The organism is Actinomyces sp. 594, assembly GCF_019325145.1.
Taxonomy (GTDB): domain Bacteria; phylum Actinomycetota; class Actinomycetes; order Actinomycetales; family Actinomycetaceae; genus Actinomyces.
Map to the genome: position 1 here is coordinate 1,585 of NZ_PIZC01000038.1, position 18,873 is coordinate 20,457.

The window sequence follows — 18,873 nt, forward strand, 5'->3', positions numbered from 1 at the left end:
GCCGGTGCGGCCGGCACCCGCCGAACACGACCTCGTCAACCCGAACACGACCACCACGCAACAGCCCGAGTCCTTGCCTCCACACCCACAAACACGAATACCCCCATTAGGCTCCATCCTGAGCGCCCCGCCCACCCAGTACGGGCCGTGGCACCGGGATCCGCGCGCAGCGTCCGTCGCTCGGCCCCGCACCAGTGATCGGTCCCCGCGCCAGTAAGCCGACCGCACCCCGGGCGCGAGCCGGTTGCAGCTACCGGTTTTGGTGGGGCGGTTTTACGTGGCCAGGAACACCCTGAGCCCGTCTGGCGTGCGGCGTCGTGCCCGGGTAGTGTGCCCCACTGGTGCCCGTGTGCGGGCTACCGTTCTCCATTCCGTTCCCAGCCGATCGGCGCCAGACGTCGAGGGGTGACGCGGGTCTGCCGCGGTGGGAACCGACGGGCCCCGTCACGGGGCTCCGGACGCAGCGCCGTCGGCCCGGCCGACTCCCTGCGGACCGGCCCATTCCGTGGCGGAGTGCGCCGTCGGGGAAGAGCGGGTCGGCACGTGGGCAACGACAGCCCGCAAAGCACTTCAAGATGGAGAATCAGTAGTGCCCACAATTCAGCAGCTGGTCCGCAAGGGCCGCTCAACCAAGCGCGCGGCGTCCAAGACGCCGGCGCTCAAGTCCAGCCCGCAGCGTCGTGGCGTATGCACCCGTGTGTACACCACGACCCCGAAGAAGCCGAACTCCGCCCTCCGTAAGGTCGCCCGCGTGCGCCTGTCCACCGGTATTGAGGTCACGGCCTACATCCCCGGTGAGGGCCACAACCTCCAGGAGCACTCGATCGTGCTCGTCCGCGGGGGTCGTGTGAAGGACCTTCCCGGTGTCCGCTACCACATCGTGCGCGGCTCCCTCGACACCCAGGGTGTCAAGGGTCGTCAGCAGGCACGCTCCAAGTACGGCGCCAAGAAGGAGAAGAACTAATGCCCCGTAAGGGTCCCGCACCCCGGCGCCCGCTTGCCGTCGACCCGGTCTACGGCTCGCCCGTCGTCACCCAGCTCGTCAACCGCGTACTGCTCGACGGCAAGAAGGCAACCGCCGAGCGCATCGTCTACGGCGCCCTCGAGGGCGTGCGCTCCAAGACCGACCAGGACCCGGTCTCGGTGCTCAAGCGTGCTCTGGACAACATCCGCCCGGCCCTGGAGGTGCGCTCCCGCCGCGTCGGCGGCGCCACCTACCAGGTTCCCGTCGAGGTCCGCCCGAACCGCGCCACCACCCTCGCGCTGCGCTGGCTGGTGGACTTCTCCCGCCAGCGCCGCGAGAACACCATGACCGAGCGCCTGATGAACGAGATTCTGGACGCCTCCAACGGCCTCGGCGCCGCTGTCAAGCGGCGCGAGGACATGCACCGAATGGCCGAGTCCAACAAGGCCTTCGCTCACTACCGCTGGTAAGCATCCCCACGCCGTCCGGGCCCGCCGGCTCGTACGGGCCCAACTCCCTCACCTAACGAACGAAGGACATCACTAGTGGCACTAGACGTGCTGACCGACCTCACCAAGGTCCGCAACATCGGCATCATGGCTCACATCGATGCCGGCAAGACCACCGTGACTGAGCGCATCCTGTTCTACACGGGTATCAACTACAAGATCGGCGAGACGCACGACGGCGCCTCGACGATGGACTGGATGGAGCAGGAGCAGGAGCGCGGTATCACCATTACCTCCGCGGCCACCACCTGCTTCTGGAAAGACAACCAGATCAACATCATCGACACCCCCGGCCACGTCGACTTCACGGTCGAGGTCGAGCGCTCGCTGCGCGTGCTCGACGGCGCGGTCGCCGTCTTCGACGGCAAGGAGGGCGTTGAGCCCCAGTCCGAGACGGTGTGGCGCCAGGCGGACAAGTACAACGTGCCCCGCATCTGCTACATCAACAAGATGGACAAGCTGGGTGCGGACTTCGACTTCTCCGTGCAGACGATCCGCGACCGGCTCCACGCCACCCCGATCGTCGTGAACTTCCCCATCGGTGCCGAGAACGAGTTCTCCGGCGTCGTCGACGTCATCGAGATGCGGGCCATCCGCTTCCCGGAGAAGGACGCCGATGGCAAGGACACCCGCGGCTCGATCGTCGAGTACGAGGAGATCCCGGCTGAGCTGGTGGCCAAGGCCGAGCAGCTGCGGGGCGAGCTCATGGAGACGGTCGCCGAGGCCGACGACGAGCTGATGGAGAAGTACCTGGAGGGGGAGGAGCTGTCGGTCGCCGAGCTCAAGCGCGGTATCCGCAAGCTCACCATCGCCGGCCAGGCCTTCCCGGTCTTCGCCGGCTCAGCCTTCAAGAACAAGGGCATTCAGCCGGTTCTGGACGGCGTGCTCGACTACCTGCCCTCTCCGCTGGACGTGCCCGCGGTCGAGGGCCACGCCCCCGGCGACGAGTCCAAGGTGCTGACCCGCGAGGCCGACGAGAAGGAGCCCTTCTCCGCCCTGGCCTTCAAGGTCGCCACCCACCCGTTCTACGGCAAGCTGGTTTACGTGCGCGTCTACTCCGGCAAGGTCGCCCAGGGCGACACGGTGTTCAACGCCACCAAGGGCCGCAAGGAGCGCGTCGGCAAGCTCTTCCAGATGCACTCCAACAAGGAGAACCCGGTGGAGGAGGCCCACGCCGGCCACATCTACGCCTTCATCGGCCTGAAGGACGTGACCACCGGTGACACCCTGTGCGCCCAGGGCGACCCGGTCATCCTGGAGTCGATGACCTTCCCGGACCCCGTGATCCACGTGGCCATCGAGCCCAAGACCAAGGGCGACCAGGAGAAGCTCGGCGTCGCCATCCAGAAGCTCTCCGAGGAGGACCCGACCTTCACGGTCGAGCTCGACGAGGAGACCGGCCAGACCGTCATCGGCGGTATGGGCGAGCTGCACCTGGACGTGTTCGTCGACCGCATGCGGCGCGAGTTCAAGGTTGAGGCGAACGTCGGTAACCCGATGGTCGCCTACCGCGAGACCATCCGCAAGAAGGTCGACAAGGTCGAGTACACGCACAAGAAGCAGACCGGTGGCTCCGGCCAGTTCGCGAAGGTGCTCATGTCCTTCGAGCCGCTCGTGGCCGACGAGGCCGACGACGAGGCCGAGAACACGCACTACGAGTTCGTCAACGCCGTCACCGGTGGGCGCGTGCCCCGGGAGTTCATCCCGAGCGTCGACGCCGGCGTGCAGGAGGCCATGACCACCGGCGTGCTGGCCGGCTACCCCATGGTGGACGTCAAGGCCACCCTGGTCGACGGCGGCTACCACGAGGTTGACTCCTCCGAGATGGCCTTCAAGATCGCAGGCTCCATGGCCTTCAAGGAGGGCGCCAAGCGGGCTCAGCCGGTTCTGCTCGAGCCGGTCATGGCCGTCGAGGTGCGCACCCCCGAGGAGTACATGGGCGACGTGATCGGCGACCTGAACTCCCGCCGTGGCATGGTCCAGTCGATGGAGGATGCACAGGGCGTGAAGGTCATCAAGGCCGCCGTGCCGCTGTCGGAGATGTTCGGCTACGTCGGCGACCTGCGTTCCAAGACGCAGGGCCGCGCCGTGTACTCCATGGCGTTCGACTCCTACGCCGAGGTTCCCAAGAACGTCGCTGACGAGGTCATCGCCAAGGCCAAGGGCGAGTAACCCGGCCTGCGCAGCCGCCGGGGCGGAGGCGAACAGCCCCGCCCCGGCGGCCCCGGCCCCGGAATTGCGCCCGGGGCAACCCATCCAAGTAAGATTTCCAACAATTCACCCGTAGACACTCTCGCAGTCGGTACGGCTAACATGTGCTAGTCGACTCCCGACGAAGAGAACTACCCGAGTCCCAGGAGGACACCAGTGGCCAAGGCCAAGTTCGAGCGGACCAAGCCGCACGTCAACATCGGAACGATCGGTCACGTCGACCACGGTAAGACGACGCTGACCGCCGCGATCTCCAAGGTCCTGCACGACGAGTACCCGGACCTCAACCCCTTCACCCCCTTCGACGAGATCGACAAGGCTCCCGAGGAGCGCCAGCGCGGTATCACCATCAACATCGCGCACGTCGAGTACGAGACCGACAAGCGTCACTACGCCCACGTGGACGCCCCCGGTCACGCCGACTACATCAAGAACATGATCACCGGTGCCGCGCAGATGGACGGCGCCATCCTGGTGGTCGCCGCCACCGACGGCCCCATGGCCCAGACCCGCGAGCACGTGCTGCTGGCCCGCCAGGTCGGCGTCCCCGCCCTGCTGGTGGCGCTGAACAAGTCCGACATGGTCGATGACGAGGAGCTCCTCGAGCTCGTCGAGATGGAGGTCCGCGAGCTGCTGTCCTCCCAGGACTACGACGGTGACGAGGCCCCCGTCATCCGCGTCTCCGCGCTGAAGGCCCTCGAGGGCGACCCCGAGTGGACCGGCAAGATCAAGGAGCTCATGGACGCGGTCGACGAGTACATCCCGACCCCCGAGCGTGACATGGACAAGCCGTTCCTCATGCCGATTGAGGACGTCTTCACCATCACCGGTCGCGGCACCGTCGTCACCGGTCGTGTTGAGCGCGGCAAGCTGCCGATCAACTCCGAGGTCGAGATCCTCGGTATCCGCGACCCGCAGAAGACCACCGTCACCGGCATCGAGATGTTCCACAAGTCCATGGACGAGGCCTGGGCCGGTGAGAACTGCGGTCTGCTGCTGCGCGGTACCCGCCGCGAGGACGTCGAGCGCGGTCAGGTCGTCTGCAAGCCGGGCTCCATCACCCCGCACACCGAGTTCGAGGGCCACGTCTACATTCTGACCAAGGACGAGGGCGGCCGTCACAACCCCTTCTACTCCAACTACCGTCCGCAGTTCTACTTCCGCACCACGGACGTCACCGGCGTCATCACGCTGCCCGAGGGCACCGAGATGGTCATGCCCGGCGACACCACCGAGATGTCGGTTGAGCTGATCCAGCCCATCGCCATGGAGGAGGGCCTCGGCTTCGCCATCCGTGAGGGTGGCCGCACCGTCGGCTCCGGCCGCGTCACCAAGATCATCAAGTGACCCGGTCCCAGCGGTAACGCTGGTCCGCCGCGGGCTCACCGCCCGCTGAATGCACGCAGGAGGCCCGTCGCCCTTGGGGTGGCGGGCCTCCCGGCATATCCCTGCAGCTGGTAGTAATTACCTGCCGTGGCGGGAGCGGCTCTCCGCGGCCTCGGCAGCACCGGCGAGCCGCCTGAGCGGGTTGCGGCTGGGGCGACACGCCCGAGCGCGTGGACCCGTGCGCGGTCTCACAGCGCTTCGGGCGGATTCCGGCTTTCACCGGTGGCCGAGGCGTTGATAACGTAGGCCGGTCGACAGGCGCAAGCCTGCCCGGCCGCCCCGGGGGCCCACCCCGGAATCCAGTCTGACGGACCCGATTGCCATCGGGCTTCCGTGTGTCCAGACCGGCCCACCAGCCCTTGACGGGGCCGAGGTGCGCGTCGCAACGCGACACGCCCGAGCGCGTGGACCGGTAACCGAAAGCAAGAGAGGTTAGGCGCCATGGCGGGACAGAAGATCCGCATCCGGCTCAAGTCCTACGACCACGAGGTCATTGACTCCTCGGCGCGCAAGATCGTCGACGTCGTGACCCGCGCGGGCGCGACGGTCGTGGGTCCGGTGCCGCTGCCGACCGAGAAGAACGTGTTCTGCGTTATCCGGTCGCCCCACAAGTACAAGGACAGCCGCGAGCACTTCGAGATGCGCACGCACAAGCGGCTTATCGACATCGTCGACCCGACCCCGAAGGCCGTCGACTCGCTCATGCGGCTCGACCTGCCGGCCGACGTCAACATTGAGATCAAGCTCTGAGGACTGAAGCCATGACAACCAACCCGCCCACCGCGCCCACCAAGGCGCTGCTCGGCACCAAGCTCGGCATGACCCAGGTCTGGGACGAGAACGGCGTCCTGCGCCCGGTCACGGTCGTGCGTGTAGACACCAACGTCGTCACCCAGGTCCGCACCGTAGAGAACGACGGCTACGAGGCCGTCCAGCTCGCCTTCGGCGAGATCGACGAGCGCAAGGTAACCAAGCCGCTCGCCGGCCACTTCGCCAAGGCCGGGGTAGCGCCCCGCCGCCACGTCGCCGAGGTCCGCACGGCGCTCGCCGGGGACTACACCCCCGGCCAGGAGCTCAACGTTGACACCTTCGAGGTAGGCCAGCTGGTCGATGTCACCGGCACCTCCAAGGGCAAGGGCTTCGCCGGAACCATGAAGCGTCACGGCTTCTCCGGCGTCGGCGCCTCCCACGGTGCGCACCGCAACCACCGCAAGCCCGGCTCCGTGGGCGCCTGCGCCACCCCGGGCCGAATCTTCAAGGGCCTGCGCATGGCAGGCCGCATGGGCCACGCCACCACGACCGTCCAGAACCTCAAGGTCCGGGGCGTCGACACCGACAAGGGCGTGCTGCTCATGGGCGGCGCCATCCCCGGCCCCAAGGGCTCGGTGGTCGTCATCCGCACCGCCGTGAAGGGAGCCTGACACCATGGCAGAGACCATCACCGTCGACATCGTCGACTCCAAGGGTGCTAAGACCGGCACCGCGGAGCTGCCCGGCGAGATCTTCGACGTCGAGCCCAACATCCCGCTGATGCACCAGGTCGTCGTGGCCCAGCTGGCCGCGGCCCGCCAGGGTACGCACGCCACCAAGACCCGTGGCATGGTCCGGGGCGGTGGCCGCAAGCCCTACCGCCAGAAGGGCACCGGCCGCGCCCGTCAGGGCTCCATCCGCGCGCCCCAGTTCACCGGCGGTGGCACCGTGCACGGCCCGCAGCCGCGCGACTACTCCCAGCGCACCCCGAAGAAGATGAAGGCTGCCGCCCTGCGCTCGGCCCTTTCGGACCGCGCTCGTCACGGCCGCATCCACGTCATCACCGAGTTCGTCACCGCTGAGAAGCCGTCCACCAAGTCGGCGCTCACGGCACTGCGCAACCTCACGGACCGTCCCAAGTCCCTGGTGGTCGCCGCCCGCGGTGACGAGCTCACCCGACTCAGCCTGCGCAACGCCCCCGAGGCGCATGTGCTTCAGGCCGACCAGCTGAACACCTACGACGTCCTCAACTCCGATGACGTCGTCTTCACCGCCGCCGCCCTGGACGCATTCCTCGGCAAGGGTGAGGAGGAGTCCAAGTGAGCCTCGAGAAGAGCAAGAACCCCCGCGATGTCATCCTCGCGCCGGTCGTCTCGGAGAAGTCGTACACCTGCATGGACCGTGGGCAGTACACCTTCCTGGTAGACCCGGGCGCCAACAAGACCGAGATCAAGATTGCCGTCGAGGCGATCTTTGACGTCAAGGTCGAGTCGGTGAACACGATCAACCGCCGCGGCAAGACCCGCCGCACCCGCACGGGCATCGGCAAGTCGAAGGACACCAAGCGCGCGATCGTCACGCTGCGCGAGGGCACCATCGACATCTTCGGCGACGTGACGGACTGACACGGAAGGTAGAAGACCGAGATGGGAATCCGTAAGTACAAGCCGACGACCCCCGGTCGTCGCGGCGCCTCCGTCGCCGACTTCAGCGAGCTGACTCGCAACCGGCCCGAGAAGTCGCTGGTGCGGCCGCTGAGCAAGTCCGGGGGCCGCAACTCCTCCGGGCGCATCACCACCCGGCACAAGGGCGGCGGGCACAAGCGCGCCTACCGGCTGATCGACTTCCGTCGCCACGACAAGGACGGCGTGCCCGCCAAGGTCGCGCACATCGAGTACGACCCCAACCGCACTGCCCGCATCGCGCTGCTGCACTACCTGGACGGCGAGAAGCGCTACATCCTCGCTCCCAATGGGCTGCGCCAGGGCGACCGCGTGGAAGCCGGCCCCGGGGCCGACATCAAGCCCGGTAACTGCCTGCCGCTGCGCAACATCCCCACCGGTACCGTGGTGCACGCTGTCGAGCTGCGCCCCGGCGGGGGCGCCAAGATCGCCCGCAGCGCCGGCACCTCGGTGCAGCTGGTGGCCAAGGAGGGCAAGTACGCGCAGCTGCGCATGCCCTCCGGGGAGATCCGCAATGTCGAGGCCGCCTGCCGGGCGACCGTGGGCGAGGTCGGCAACGCCGAGCAGTCCAACATCAACTGGGGTAAGGCCGGCCGTATGCGCTGGAAGGGCGTGCGCCCGACCGTCCGCGGTGTGGTCATGAACCCTGTGGATCACCCGCACGGTGGTGGTGAGGGCCGCACCTCCGGTGGTCGCCACCCCGTCTCGCCCTGGGGCAAGCCTGAGGGCCGTACCCGCCGTCCCAACAAGTCCAGCGACCGGCTTATCGTGCGTCGTCGTCGGACCGGCAAGAAGCGCTGATAGGAGCCATCATGTCGCGAAGCTTGAAGAAGGGCCCCTTCGTCGACGACCACCTGCAGAAGAAGGTGGACGTCCAGAACGAGAAGGGCACCAAGAACGTCATCAAAACCTGGTCACGTCGTTCGGTCATCACGCCGGACTTCATCGGCCACACCTTTGCTGTCCACGACGGCCGCAAGCACGTCCCGGTGTTCGTCACCGAGTCGATGGTGGGGCACAAGCTCGGTGAGTTCGCCCCGACCCGCACCTTCCGCGGGCACGTCAAGGACGACCGCAAGGCGCGTCGCTGACGGGCGCCGGAGAGTTTGAGAGGCTGAAGAACATGGAAGCCAAGGCGCAGGCCAAATACGTGCGCTGCACGCCGATGAAGGCACGCCGTGTCGTGGACGTGGTCCGCGGCAAGCGCGCCGTCGACGCCGTGGGCGTGCTGCGTTTCGCACCGCAGGCCGCTGCGGTGCCAGTCCGCAAGGTAATCGAGTCCGCCATCGCCAACGCCCGGTATCAGGCCGAGCGCGACGGCGAGCGCTTCGACGAGAACGACCTTTTCATCACCGAGGTGTACGCCGACGAGGGCCCGACCCTCAAGCGGTTCCGCCCGCGCGCCCAGGGACGCGCCGGCCGGATCCTGAAGCGCACCAGTCACATCACCGTCGTCGTCGGCGACCGCGCCGACGCTAACAAGCAGGAAGGAGCCCGGTAATGGGGCAGAAGGTCAACCCGACCGGGTTCCGCCTGGGCATCACTACGGACCACCGCTCGCGCTGGTTCGCCGACTCCACCAAGCCCGGTCAGCGTTACCGCGACTTCGTGGATGAGGATGTCAAGATCCGCCGCCTCATGGAGGACGGCATGGAGCGGGCCGGCATCTCCAAGGTAGACATCGAGCGCACCCGGGACCGGGTCCGCGTCGACCTGCACACCGCCCGCCCCGGCATCGTCATCGGGCGGCGCGGCGTGGAGGCCGAGCGCCTGCGCGCATCGCTGGAGAAGCTGACCGGCAAGCAGGTCCAGCTCAACATCCTCGAGGTCCGCAACCCGGACCTGGACGCTCAGCTGGTTGCCCAGGGCATCGCCGAGCAGCTCGCCAGCCGTGTGTCCTTCCGGCGCGCCATGCGTCGCGGGCTGCAGTCCGCCATGCGCGCCGGTGCCAAGGGCGTGCGCGTGCAGTGCTCGGGCCGTCTGGGCGGCGCCGAGATGAGCCGCAGCGAGTTCTACCGCGAGGGCCGCGTGCCACTGCACACCCTGCGGGCCAACATCGACTACGGCTTCTACGAGGCCAGGACGACCTTCGGCCGCATTGGCGTGAAGGTCTGGATCTACAAGGGCGACATGACCGAGCGCGAGTTCGCCCGCCAGCAGGCCGAGTCCGCCCCGCGCGGCCGCGGTCGTGGTGAGCGCCGCGGTCGTCGTGGTGAGCGCGCCCCGCGCCAAAGCGAGCAGCAGGTCGAGCAGGCGCCGGCCACCGAGAACGCTGCCCCCGACCAGGGAACGGAGGCCTGAGCCGTGCTCATTCCCCGCCGTACCAAGTACCGCAAGCAGCACCGTCCGCACCGCTCGGGTATGTCCAAGGGCGGCAACCAGATCTCCTTCGGCGACTACGGCATCCAGGCCCTGGAGCCCGCCTACGTCACCAACCGGCAGATCGAGGCGGCCCGTATCGCCATGACCCGCCACATTAAGCGTGGTGGGAAGGTCTGGATCAACATCTTCCCGGACCGTCCGCTGACCAAGAAGCCCGCCGAGACCCGCATGGGTTCCGGTAAGGGAGCCCCGGAGTGGTGGGTCGCCAACGTCAAGCCCGGACGCGTCATGTTCGAGCTCGGTGGCGTTGACGTCGAGCTCGCCCGGGAGGCGATGCGGCGCGCCCAGGCCAAGCTTCCGATGAAAACCCGTTTCGTGACTCGTGAGGGTGGTGACGTCTGATGGCTATCGGTTCCAAGGGCCTGACCCCGGCCGACCTCGACGCCATGGACAATGAGCGTCTTGAAGAGGAGCTCTCCAAGGCGAAGGCCGAACTGTTCAACCTGCGGTTCGCCTCCGCGACCGGCCAGCTCGAGGACCACGGCCGTATGAAGGCTGTGCGTCGCGATATTGCCCGCATCTACACCATCGTGCGCGAGCGTGAGCTCGGAATCCGCACCGCTCCGAGCACCCAGGAGGAGGCCAAGTGAGCGAGCAGACTACTCAGAACGAGACCGCCCAGGACCAGCCCGGCGCCCCCGAGCGCAACCACCGCAAGGTGCGGCGGGGCTACGTCGTGTCGGACAAGATGCAGAAGACGATCGTCGTCGAGGTTGAGGAGCGCTACAAGCACTCCCTGTACGGCAAGGTGCTGCGTCGTTCGAAGAAGTACAAGGTCCACGACGAGCACAATGACGCCCATCCCGGCGATCTCGTGCTCATCATGGAGACCCGCCCGCTCAGTGCCACCAAGCGCTGGCGGCTGGTGGAGATCATCGAAAAGGCAAAGTGACCTCTCGCTGAGCCCAGTGGGCACCATCCGGTAGCCCTTCACCCGCATATACGACGACGCCGCAGGCACGGGATCACCCGGTCTGCGGCGTCGTCGTATGTCGTCGTATTCAGGGCCGCACTCACCCGATGCTGAGGCGGGCGGGCCGTTCGGCGCGGCTCAGTTCAGGCGCCAGATCTTGTAGTAGCCACCCGTGTTGCGGGAGGCGAAGCTGCCGCGGTGGACGCGCTCACCGTAACCGTAGTTGGAGTCGATGACCTGCGCCGTGGAGGCGGAGCCTCCCGCCGTGATGATGGCTGTGTGCCCGCTGGCGATGTCCGGGTAGACCCACTGGCAGATGTCGCCCGGCTGTACATTCTCCCAACCGACGATCTCGGTGCAGATCTTCGCCCAGGAGGCGTTGTAGCCCCAGGGGAAGTTCTCCAGGTACACCGGCGTGCCGCCCGCCGCGCGGATCACGGTCTGTACCCACGCCGCGCACTGGCCTCCCACGTCACCTTCCGCGTAGGCCTGGGCCGCCGCAATGATCTTGGCGTTCAGCCGGCCGGTCGGAGCCGAGCCGGCCGTGTTGCCCACGGATGAGGGCACCCAGAAGGTGCCGTTGTTGCGTTCGCCGTTGGTCAGGGTGGTGATGTTGTGGCGGGAGAAGGAGGTGTAGTTGGAGGCGGCGGTGAGGGCGTGGACCTCGATCTTTCCCTGGCCGGTGTTGTTGGTCTTGATGAAGTACAGGTCGTTGCCGACCATGTGGAAGGTGCCGTTGTTGCGTTCGCCGTTGGTCAGGGTGGTGATGTTGTGGCGGGAGAAGGAGGTGTAGTTGGAGGCGGCGGTGAGGGCGTGGACCTCGATCTTTCCCTGGCCGGTGTTGTTGGTCTTGATGAAGTACAGGTCGTTGCCATCGGCGGCGAAGGCGGGGGAGGGCGCCAGCAGCGGAGCGCCCACCGCGGCTAGGGCGGTTACCGTGGCGGCAGACAGCATCCGACGGCGGGACAGTTGAGCGGTCATTTCAAGGTCTCCTCGATCAGGGTCATGGCAGGACTCGCCAAGATTACTAATCTGAGTGCCAGATCACAATTGATGTGCCGCAGCGTGTCGGCGACGGCCGTCCCCGGGTGCCGGGACGTGCGGGGTCGGCCTGTCCAGGCGGACCGGGACAGCCCCTGCTGCCAAGGCGGTGAGCAAAGGCACAGGGCGGGAATCGTGGCATGACTACCGGCAATTCCCCGCGTTGCACTAAGGTTGTGGAGCTGCGTGCGATGGTGCGCCCGGCAGAGACCTCGCGCCTGTGCGCCTGTGTCTGCTGGGGCCCGCGCACCTGATCGGCCCGCCAGTGGCGGGCGGCGCGCACAAGAAGAAGGAACGTTCGGCCAGGCTCGCTTCGCCCCGCGCGCAGTGAGAACCGGCTCGACGACAGGAGAACACTCAATGATCCAGCAGGAGTCGCGACTAAAGGTCGCCGACAACACCGGTGCCAAGGAGATCCTGTGCATCCGTGTGCTCGGCGGCTCGGGTCGGCGCTATGCGGGCATCGGCGACCAGATCGTCGCCACCGTGAAGGACGCCATCCCCGGCGGCAGCGTCAAGAAGGGCGAGGTCGTCAGGGCGGTGGTCGTGCGCGCCGCCAAGGAACGTCGCCGCCCGGACGGCTCGTACATCCGCTTCGATGAGAACGCGGCCGTCATCATCAAGAACAACGACGGGGAACCGCGCGGCACGCGCATCTTCGGCCCCGTCGGCCGCGAGCTTCGTGACAAGAAGTTCATGCGCATCGTTTCGCTCGCACCGGAGGTGATCTGATCCATGGCACGCATCAAGAAGGGCGACCAGGTCATCGTCATCGCCGGCAAGGACAAGGGCAAGACCGGGCGCGTACTGCGGGTAATCCCGAAGGAGGACCGCGTCGTGGTCGAGGGTGTGCAGCGTGTCACCAAGCACACGCGGCCCCGCCAGACCGCTCAGGGCGCCACCGCCGGCGGTATCGAGACCGTCGAGGCGCCCATCCACATCTCCAATGTCATGCCCATCGACCCTAAGACCAAGCAGCGCACCCGCGTCGGCTTCCGGGTTGAGGAGGGCGTGCGTCCCAACGGGCGCAAGCGCACCGTACGCGTGCGTTACGCCAAGAAGTCCGGGGAGGATCTGTGACCATGGCTGAGAACACGGTTGAGACCACGGCGACCGCCGTCGCCCCCCGCCTGAAGGCGAAGTACACCGACCAGGTGCTTCAGGCCCTGCTGGAGGAGTTCAACCACTCCAACGTCATGGAGGCCGGGCGCGTCGTCAAGGTCGTCGTGAACATGGGTGTGGGTGAGGCCGCTCACGACTCCAAGCTGATCGAGGGCGCCGTGCGCGACCTCGCAGCCATCACCGGCCAGAAGCCGCAGGTCACGCGTGCTCGCAAGTCCATCGCACAGTTCAAGCTGCGCGCCGGTCAGCCTATCGGCGCTCACGTGACGCTGCGCGGGGACCGGATGTGGGAGTTCCTGGACCGGCTCATCTCGATCTCGCTGCCGCGCATCCGTGACTTCCGCGGGCTCAGCCCCAAGCAGTTCGATGGCAACGGCAACTACACCTTCGGCCTGACCGAGCAGTCCGTCTTCCACGAGATCGACCCGGACGCCATCGACCGCGTGCGCGGCATGGACATCACTGTTGTAACCACGGCCAAGACCGATGAGGAGGCCCGCTCGCTGCTGAAGCAGCTCGGCTTCCCCTTCAAGGAGAAGTGACATGGCAAAGACCTCTCTGATCGCGAAGGCGAACCGCAAGCCGAAGTTCGGCGTCAGGTCCTACACGCGCTGCCAGCGCTGCGGCCGGCCGCGCTCGGTGTACCGCAAGTTCGGCCTGTGCCGCATCTGCCTGCGCGAGATGGCCCTGAACGGCCAGCTCCCCGGCGTGAGCAAGTCCAGCTGGTAAGAACTTACGTCGCAGGTCCGAGGAGGAAACCGCGACGAGGAAGGGCGCAGGCCCACTAATGACAATGACAGACCCAATCGCAGACATGCTGACTCGTCTGCGTAACGCAAACAACGCCTACCACGAGTCCGTCTCGATGCCCTCCAGCAAGCTGAAGGTGAATATCGCCAAGATGCTGCAGGCTGAGGGCTACATCGACGGCTACGAGGTGACCGACGCGCAGGTCGGCAAGACGCTCACGCTTAACCTGAAGTACGGTGCCAACCGGCAGCGTGCCATCCAGGGCCTCAAGCGCGTCTCCAAGCCCGGTCTGCGGGTATACGCGAAGTCCACGAACCTGCCCAAGGTCCTCGGCGGCCTGGGGGTGGCGATCCTGTCCACCTCCTCCGGCCTCCTGACCGATCGGCAGGCCGAGTCCCGGGGCGTAGGCGGCGAAGTGCTCGCCTACGTCTGGTGAGAGAAGGAGCGGAGAAGAACCATGTCTCGTATTGGACGCCTTCCCGTTCCGGTACCCGCCGGAGTGGACGTCATCATCGAGGGCAACGACGTGACGGTCAAGGGTCCCAAGGGCACCCTGAGCCGAACCATCGCCCAGCCGCTGAAGGTCGAGCGCCAGGAGGACGGCTCCATCCTGGTGACCCGCCCCGACGACGAGCGCCGCTCCCGGTCGCTGCACGGCCTGTCCCGCACGCTGATCAACAACATGGTCATCGGTGTGACGGACGGCTACTCCAAGCAGCTGGAGATCGTAGGCACCGGTTACCGCGCCGCGCAGAAGGGCAGCAGCGTCGAGCTGTCGCTCGGCTTCTCCCACACCGTCGTCGTCGACGCCCCCGAGGGCATCGAGCTGAAGGTGGATGGCACCTCCAAGGTGATCGTCTCCGGCATCTCCAAGGAGCAGGTCGGCGAGGTTGCCGCGAACATTCGCAAGATCCGCCCGCCGGAGCCCTACAAGGGCAAGGGCGTGCGCTACGCCGGCGAGAACGTGCGCCGCAAGGTCGGAAAGGCTGGTAAGTGACCATGGCTTACGCGATCAAGAGGGACAAGACCAAGCGCGTCGCCCGCAAGATCCGCCACCAGCGCGTGCGCAAGCACGTGTCCGGCACGGCCGAGCGCCCCCGGCTGGTCGTCAGCCGCTCCAACCGGCACATGGTGGCGCAGGTCATCGACGACACCATCGGGCACACCCTGTGCTCCGCCTCCACCCACGAGGCCGCGGCCCAGGGTGTCGAGGGTCACAAGGTCGGTGCCGCCCGCCGCGTGGGTGAGCTGGTTGCCGAGCGCGCCAAGGCACTGGGCATCGAGAAGGTCGTATTCGACCGTGGCGGTTACAAGTATCACGGTCGCGTGGCGGCCGTAGCCGAGGGCGCCCGCGAGGGCGGCCTGGAGTTCTGAGCCAGACGACGAGAAAGCTAAGGAGTTTCTGATGGCTGCACCGCAGCGAGACAGGTCAGCGTCGTCCGACGGCTCGGCCCGGCGCGAGAGCGACCGCGGCGAGGGCCGCGGCCGCCGTGACCGCAACACTGACCGCCGCGACCGCAACAGTGGTCGGGGCAACGACGACAAGTACATCGAGCGCGTCGTCACGATCAACCGCGTGTCCAAGGTCGTCAAGGGCGGCCGCCGCTTCACCTTCACCGCGCTGGTAGTGGTCGGAGACGGCGAGGGCACGGTCGGCGTCGGCTACGGCAAGGCGAAGGAAGTTCCCGCCGCCATCGCCAAGGCCGTCGAGGCGGCGAAGAAGGAGTTCTTCCACGTCCCGATGATCCGCCGCACCATCCCGCACCTGGTGCAGGGCGAGGACGCCGCCGGCGTTGTGCTGCTGCGCCCCGCCGCGCCCGGTACCGGTGTTATTGCCGGTGGACCGGTGCGCGCCGTGCTGGAGTGCGCGGGCGTGCACGACATCCTGTCGAAGTCGCTCGGCTCCTCGAACGCGATCAACATCGTCCACGCGACGGTGGCCGCGCTCAAGCAGCTCGAGCAGCCCGAGTCGGTCGCGGTTCGCCGTGGCCTGCCCCTGGAGGAGGTCGCGCCGCAGTCGATGCTGCGCGCCCGCGCCGAGGGCGAGGCCGCCAAGCGGGCCGAGGCCGAGAAGAAGGAGGCCGAGAAGGCCGCTGAAGGAGTGGGTGCGTGATGGCTGAAGCCGCAACCGAAAAGACCCAGCAGGACGCGCGGCAGATCAAGGTGACCCAGGTCCGTTCAACCATCGGGGGCACGCGCCGCCAGCGCGAGACCCTGAAGGCACTCGGCCTGCGCCGGATCCGCCACTCAGTGGTCCGTGCGGACAACCCGTCCGTGCGCGGCATGATCGCCAAGGTGGCGCACCTTGTCACCGTTGAGGAGGCCTGAGATGGCTGACACGAACAAGCAGGAGGCGGGTCAGATTATCCGCCTGCACGACCTCCGCCCGGCGCCGGGCGCCAAGAAGGCCAAGACGCGGGTCGGCCGCGGTGAGGCCTCCAAGGGCAAGACTGCTGGTCGCGGTACCAAGGGCACTAAGGCCCGCTACCAGGTACGGCCTGGCTTTGAGGGCGGCCAGATGCCGCTGCACATGCGCCTGCCCAAGCTGCGCGGGTTCCGTAACCCCAACCGCGTTGAGTACCAGCCCGTGAACGTAGGCCGTATCGCCGAGCTGTTCCCGGAGGGCGGCGCGGTCACGGTTGAGGACCTGGTTGCCAAGGGCGCGGTCCGCAAGCGCAGCCTCGTCAAGGTGCTGGGCGGCGGCGACGTGGCGGTCAAGCTGGACCTCACGGTCGACGCCTGGTCCGACTCCGCCAAGGAGAAGATCGAGGCCGCGGGCGGCACACTAGCCGCGCGCTGATCGCTGGTCGGCTGCCGCTAGCGCGGGGCCGACCAGCAGCGCAGGTGTCACGGTTCCGGCCGGGCGGGGGGGATACCCCTAGCCCGGCCGGAACCGTGTTTCTGCGCCGTTTAGCGCCGTTTAGCGCCGTTTCCGTGCCCGTCTGTGGTACGGGCGTGGCCGTGTACATCCTCCTGGAGGCTTTCCCGTGCCCTGCCGTCGCAGGGCTCCAGAACGCGTACTCGTGGCGGGAACCCGCGCACGTCGGCAGCCGCCGGGCCGGCGTGCGGGCCGGCCGGGTGGGTGCGCAGTGCGTGACCGATACCCCGCCGCCTGCGCCTGCTGAGGTCGGGTGGCGTCGGCCGAGCGGGGTAGGGTAGCCCAGGGTATGCCCCGGACCGGCAAGAGACGCGTCCCCGGGCGGACCCGAACAGCCGGCGTGATAGGCGCGCCGGTTCACCCGATATCAACATCCGTCACAGCCCGTTACAGGAGACCGAGTGTTCAGTGCGTTCATCCAGGCGTTCAAGACGCCGGACCTGAGGAGAAAGCTCCTGTTCACCCTGGGCATCATGGCGCTGTTCCGCTTCGGCTCGGTGCTGCCGACCCCCGGCGTTGACCTGGCCAATGTGCAGATCTGCGTGGGTGAGAGCCAGGACGAGGGTCTGCTCGGGCTGATCAACATCTTCTCCGGCGGCGCGCTGTTGCAGCTGAGCGTATTCGCGCTGGGCATCATGCCCTACATCACCGCCTCCATCATCATTCAGCTGCTGCGCGTGGTGATTCCGCGCTTTGAGGAGCTGTACAAGGAGGGGCAGTCCGGAACGGCGAAGCTCACCGAGTACACCCGCTACCTGACGATCGGTCTGGGCGTACTCCAGTCCGCCACCATCGTCGCCACCGCCGCCAATGGCAATCTCTTCACCGGCTGCTCCGTACCGGTGATTCCCGATGACTCGCCGGCGAATCTGGCGCTGATGATCGTGACCATGACAGCCGGCACGGGCCTGATCATGTGGCTGGGGGAGCTCATCACCGAGCGCGGCATCGGCAACGGCATGTCCCTGCTGATCTTCACCTCGATCGTCGCCCGCATGCCGCAGAACCTGTTCTCCATCCTGGCCGGCTCCGGGGGCCCGTCCCGATTCCTGGCGGTGGTGGCCGTGATTCTGGTGGCCACGCTGGCGGTGGTGTTCGTGGAGCAGGCCACCCGCCGCATTCCTGTGCAGTACGCCAAGCGCATGGTCGGGCGGCGCCAGTATGGCGGCTCCACCACCTACATCCCCATCAAGATCAACACCGCCGGCGTGATCCCGGTCATCTTCGCCTCCTCGCTGCTGGCCATGCCGCAGCTGGTGGCGCAGTTCGGCAGCCCCACCAGCTCTTGGGTGCAGTGGATCGCTACCAACCTGCGGCAGACGGACACGATCTACCTGGTTGGCTATGGACTGCTGGTCTTCGCCTTCACCTTCTTCTACACGGCGATCACCTTCAACGCGGAGGAGATCGCTGACAACATGAAGCGCTACGGCGGCTTTATTCCCGGCATCCGCGCCGGAGAGCCGACCGTGCGCTACCTCAGCTACGTCATCAACCGGGTCACGGCGGCGGGTGCCGTCTACCTGCTGATCCTGGCCCTGGTGCCGACGCTTGCCGTGATGTGGCTGGGGCTGTCCCAGAATCTGCCGTTCGGAGGGACGACCATCCTGATCATGGTGGGGGTCGGCCTGCAGACGGTTAAGGAAATCAACTCCCAGCTGCAGCAGCGGCACTACGAAGGGTTCCTCTCATGAGCGCACGCATGGTCATCCTCGGTCCTCCCGGTGCCGGCAAGGGCACCCAGGCAGCCCGCATCTGCGAGCGACTGGACGTGCCGGCGATCTCAACGGGAGACATCTTCCGCGCTAACGTAGCCGGGGGCACGGAGCTGGGGCGGCAGGCCAAGGAGTACATGGATGCCGGTGAGTACGTGCCCGACTCGGTCACCAACGCCATGGTCGCCGACCGCCTTGCCGCCGACGACGCCGCCGCCGGCTTCCTGCTGGACGGCTACCCCCGCACCGAGGCGCAGGTGCACGAGCTGGACGCCATGCTCGCCGCGGCCGGAATCGCCCTTGACGTGGTTCTGGAGATCACCGCCGATGCCGAGGTGGTGGTGCAGCGGCTGCTGGGGCGCGCCGCCGAGCAGGGCCGTGCCGATGACACCGAGCCGGTGATTCGGCGGCGGCTGGAGGTGTACGCCGAGCAGACCGAGCCCCTGGCCGCCCTTTACGAGCAGCGGGGCCTGCTGGTGCGCGTGGACGGCGTGGGTGAGCTGGACCAGGTCACTGACCGCATCATGGCTGCGCTGGCGGCCCGCGGCGTGACCGCCTGAGCGGGGTAGT

Annotated in this window: 28 protein-coding genes; 27 read left to right on the forward strand and 1 reads right to left on the reverse strand. The window is 67.2% G+C overall.

Features of this window, described 5'->3' with window-relative positions:
- The first annotated feature begins 589 nt into the window (after nt 1-589).
- From rpsL to rpsQ, 15 genes are all read left to right on the forward strand, one after another.
- Entirely contained in the window at nt 590-964 is a 375-nt protein-coding gene (gene rpsL, locus GZ998_RS05795) for a 30S ribosomal protein S12 (RefSeq protein WP_073327562.1), read from the forward strand.
- Nucleotides 964-1,434, forward strand: coding sequence for a 30S ribosomal protein S7 (gene rpsG / locus GZ998_RS05800; protein WP_161924761.1), 471 nt, complete (start codon nt 964-966; stop codon nt 1,432-1,434). Before rpsL ends, rpsG begins: the two co-directional genes overlap by 1 nt.
- 75 nt (nt 1,435-1,509) lie before the next feature.
- On the forward strand, nt 1,510-3,645 hold the full coding sequence (gene fusA / locus GZ998_RS05805; RefSeq protein ID WP_161924760.1) for an elongation factor G: 2,136 nt from the start codon (nt 1,510-1,512) through the stop codon (nt 3,643-3,645).
- A gap of 195 nt (nt 3,646-3,840) precedes the next feature.
- Nucleotides 3,841-5,031 (forward strand): elongation factor Tu, encoded by a 1,191-nt coding sequence (gene tuf, locus GZ998_RS05810; RefSeq protein WP_161924759.1) that lies wholly within the window; start codon nt 3,841-3,843, stop codon nt 5,029-5,031.
- Nucleotides 5,032-5,511: 480 nt separating this feature from the next.
- Nucleotides 5,512-5,820, forward strand: coding sequence for a 30S ribosomal protein S10 (gene rpsJ, locus GZ998_RS05815; protein ID WP_003786051.1), 309 nt, complete (start codon nt 5,512-5,514; stop codon nt 5,818-5,820).
- Nucleotides 5,821-5,831: 11 nt separating this feature from the next.
- Nucleotides 5,832-6,491, forward strand: a complete 660-nt coding sequence (gene rplC, locus GZ998_RS05820) for a 50S ribosomal protein L3 (RefSeq protein ID WP_161924758.1) — start codon at nt 5,832-5,834, stop codon at nt 6,489-6,491.
- A 4-nt stretch (nt 6,492-6,495) separates the two neighbouring features.
- On the forward strand, nt 6,496-7,143 hold the full coding sequence (rplD, locus tag GZ998_RS05825; protein WP_161924757.1) for a 50S ribosomal protein L4: 648 nt from the start codon (nt 6,496-6,498) through the stop codon (nt 7,141-7,143).
- Nucleotides 7,140-7,445 (forward strand): 50S ribosomal protein L23, encoded by a 306-nt coding sequence (rplW, locus tag GZ998_RS05830; protein WP_161924756.1) that lies wholly within the window; start codon nt 7,140-7,142, stop codon nt 7,443-7,445. Before rplD ends, rplW begins: the two co-directional genes overlap by 4 nt.
- A 21-nt stretch (nt 7,446-7,466) precedes the next feature.
- A complete protein-coding gene (gene rplB / locus GZ998_RS05835) occupies nt 7,467-8,303 on the forward strand; it encodes a 50S ribosomal protein L2 (protein WP_161924755.1) in 837 nt (278 codons plus the stop codon).
- 11 nt (nt 8,304-8,314) lie between these two features.
- Nucleotides 8,315-8,593: a 30S ribosomal protein S19 gene (gene rpsS, locus GZ998_RS05840; RefSeq protein ID WP_092533016.1), complete on the forward strand. Its 279-nt coding sequence runs from the start codon at nt 8,315-8,317 to the stop codon at nt 8,591-8,593.
- A 32-nt stretch (nt 8,594-8,625) separates the two neighbouring features.
- Nucleotides 8,626-9,003 (forward strand): 50S ribosomal protein L22, encoded by a 378-nt coding sequence (gene rplV / locus GZ998_RS05845; protein WP_161924754.1) that lies wholly within the window; start codon nt 8,626-8,628, stop codon nt 9,001-9,003.
- Nucleotides 9,003-9,803, forward strand: coding sequence for a 30S ribosomal protein S3 (gene rpsC / locus GZ998_RS05850; RefSeq protein WP_161924753.1), 801 nt, complete (start codon nt 9,003-9,005; stop codon nt 9,801-9,803). Before rplV ends, rpsC begins: the two co-directional genes overlap by 1 nt.
- A 3-nt stretch (nt 9,804-9,806) precedes the next feature.
- The gene (gene rplP / locus GZ998_RS05855; protein ID WP_162679636.1) at nt 9,807-10,226 is read left to right on the forward strand and encodes a 50S ribosomal protein L16; all 420 of its coding nucleotides are present in this window, start codon (nt 9,807-9,809) and stop codon (nt 10,224-10,226) included.
- Complete coding sequence (gene rpmC / locus GZ998_RS05860) at nt 10,226-10,474, forward strand: 50S ribosomal protein L29 (RefSeq protein WP_161924751.1); 249 nt, start codon at nt 10,226-10,228, stop codon at nt 10,472-10,474. Before rplP ends, rpmC begins: the two co-directional genes overlap by 1 nt.
- Nucleotides 10,471-10,776 carry a 30S ribosomal protein S17 gene (gene rpsQ / locus GZ998_RS05865; RefSeq protein ID WP_374939168.1) on the forward strand — a complete coding sequence of 102 codons (306 nt, stop codon included), beginning with the start codon at nt 10,471-10,473 and terminating at the stop codon, nt 10,774-10,776. The genes rpmC and rpsQ overlap by 4 nt, the downstream gene beginning before the upstream one ends.
- Before the next feature lie 159 nt (nt 10,777-10,935).
- Here rpsQ and GZ998_RS05870 read toward each other — a convergent pair whose 3' ends face one another.
- A complete protein-coding gene (locus GZ998_RS05870) occupies nt 10,936-11,778 on the reverse strand; it encodes a CHAP domain-containing protein (RefSeq protein WP_162679637.1) in 843 nt (280 codons plus the stop codon).
- Between the two features lie 420 nt (nt 11,779-12,198).
- Here GZ998_RS05870 and rplN point away from each other — a divergent pair, with 420 nt between their 5' ends.
- From rplN to GZ998_RS05930, 12 genes are all read left to right on the forward strand, one after another.
- Nucleotides 12,199-12,570 (forward strand): 50S ribosomal protein L14, encoded by a 372-nt coding sequence (gene rplN, locus GZ998_RS05875; RefSeq protein WP_092532997.1) that lies wholly within the window; start codon nt 12,199-12,201, stop codon nt 12,568-12,570.
- A 3-nt stretch (nt 12,571-12,573) separates the two neighbouring features.
- The gene (rplX, locus tag GZ998_RS05880) at nt 12,574-12,918 is read left to right on the forward strand and encodes a 50S ribosomal protein L24 (protein WP_161924749.1); all 345 of its coding nucleotides are present in this window, start codon (nt 12,574-12,576) and stop codon (nt 12,916-12,918) included.
- Between the two features lie 2 nt (nt 12,919-12,920).
- Nucleotides 12,921-13,502, forward strand: coding sequence for a 50S ribosomal protein L5 (gene rplE, locus GZ998_RS05885; protein ID WP_219109335.1), 582 nt, complete (start codon nt 12,921-12,923; stop codon nt 13,500-13,502).
- Nucleotide 13,503: 1 nt separating this feature from the next.
- Nucleotides 13,504-13,689, forward strand: coding sequence for a type Z 30S ribosomal protein S14 (locus tag GZ998_RS05890; RefSeq protein ID WP_219109336.1), 186 nt, complete (start codon nt 13,504-13,506; stop codon nt 13,687-13,689).
- A 58-nt stretch (nt 13,690-13,747) separates the two neighbouring features.
- On the forward strand, nt 13,748-14,146 hold the full coding sequence (rpsH, locus tag GZ998_RS05895; protein ID WP_161924747.1) for a 30S ribosomal protein S8: 399 nt from the start codon (nt 13,748-13,750) through the stop codon (nt 14,144-14,146).
- Between the two features lie 21 nt (nt 14,147-14,167).
- Nucleotides 14,168-14,707: a 50S ribosomal protein L6 gene (rplF, locus tag GZ998_RS05900; RefSeq protein WP_161924746.1), complete on the forward strand. Its 540-nt coding sequence runs from the start codon at nt 14,168-14,170 to the stop codon at nt 14,705-14,707.
- A 2-nt stretch (nt 14,708-14,709) separates the two neighbouring features.
- Nucleotides 14,710-15,084, forward strand: coding sequence for a 50S ribosomal protein L18 (rplR, locus tag GZ998_RS05905; protein ID WP_161924745.1), 375 nt, complete (start codon nt 14,710-14,712; stop codon nt 15,082-15,084).
- A gap of 31 nt (nt 15,085-15,115) precedes the next feature.
- Nucleotides 15,116-15,823, forward strand: a complete 708-nt coding sequence (gene rpsE / locus GZ998_RS05910) for a 30S ribosomal protein S5 (RefSeq protein ID WP_161924744.1) — start codon at nt 15,116-15,118, stop codon at nt 15,821-15,823.
- A complete protein-coding gene (gene rpmD / locus GZ998_RS05915) occupies nt 15,823-16,038 on the forward strand; it encodes a 50S ribosomal protein L30 (RefSeq protein ID WP_161924743.1) in 216 nt (71 codons plus the stop codon). The genes rpsE and rpmD overlap by 1 nt, the downstream gene beginning before the upstream one ends.
- 1 nt (nt 16,039) lies before the next feature.
- Nucleotides 16,040-16,510: a 50S ribosomal protein L15 gene (gene rplO, locus GZ998_RS05920; RefSeq protein WP_162679639.1), complete on the forward strand. Its 471-nt coding sequence runs from the start codon at nt 16,040-16,042 to the stop codon at nt 16,508-16,510.
- 479 nt (nt 16,511-16,989) lie between these two features.
- Nucleotides 16,990-18,282, forward strand: a complete 1,293-nt coding sequence (gene secY, locus GZ998_RS05925) for a preprotein translocase subunit SecY (protein WP_161924741.1) — start codon at nt 16,990-16,992, stop codon at nt 18,280-18,282.
- Entirely contained in the window at nt 18,279-18,863 is a 585-nt protein-coding gene (locus GZ998_RS05930; RefSeq protein ID WP_257505325.1) for an adenylate kinase, read from the forward strand. The genes secY and GZ998_RS05930 overlap by 4 nt, the downstream gene beginning before the upstream one ends.
- Nucleotides 18,864-18,873 lie beyond the last annotated feature (10 nt).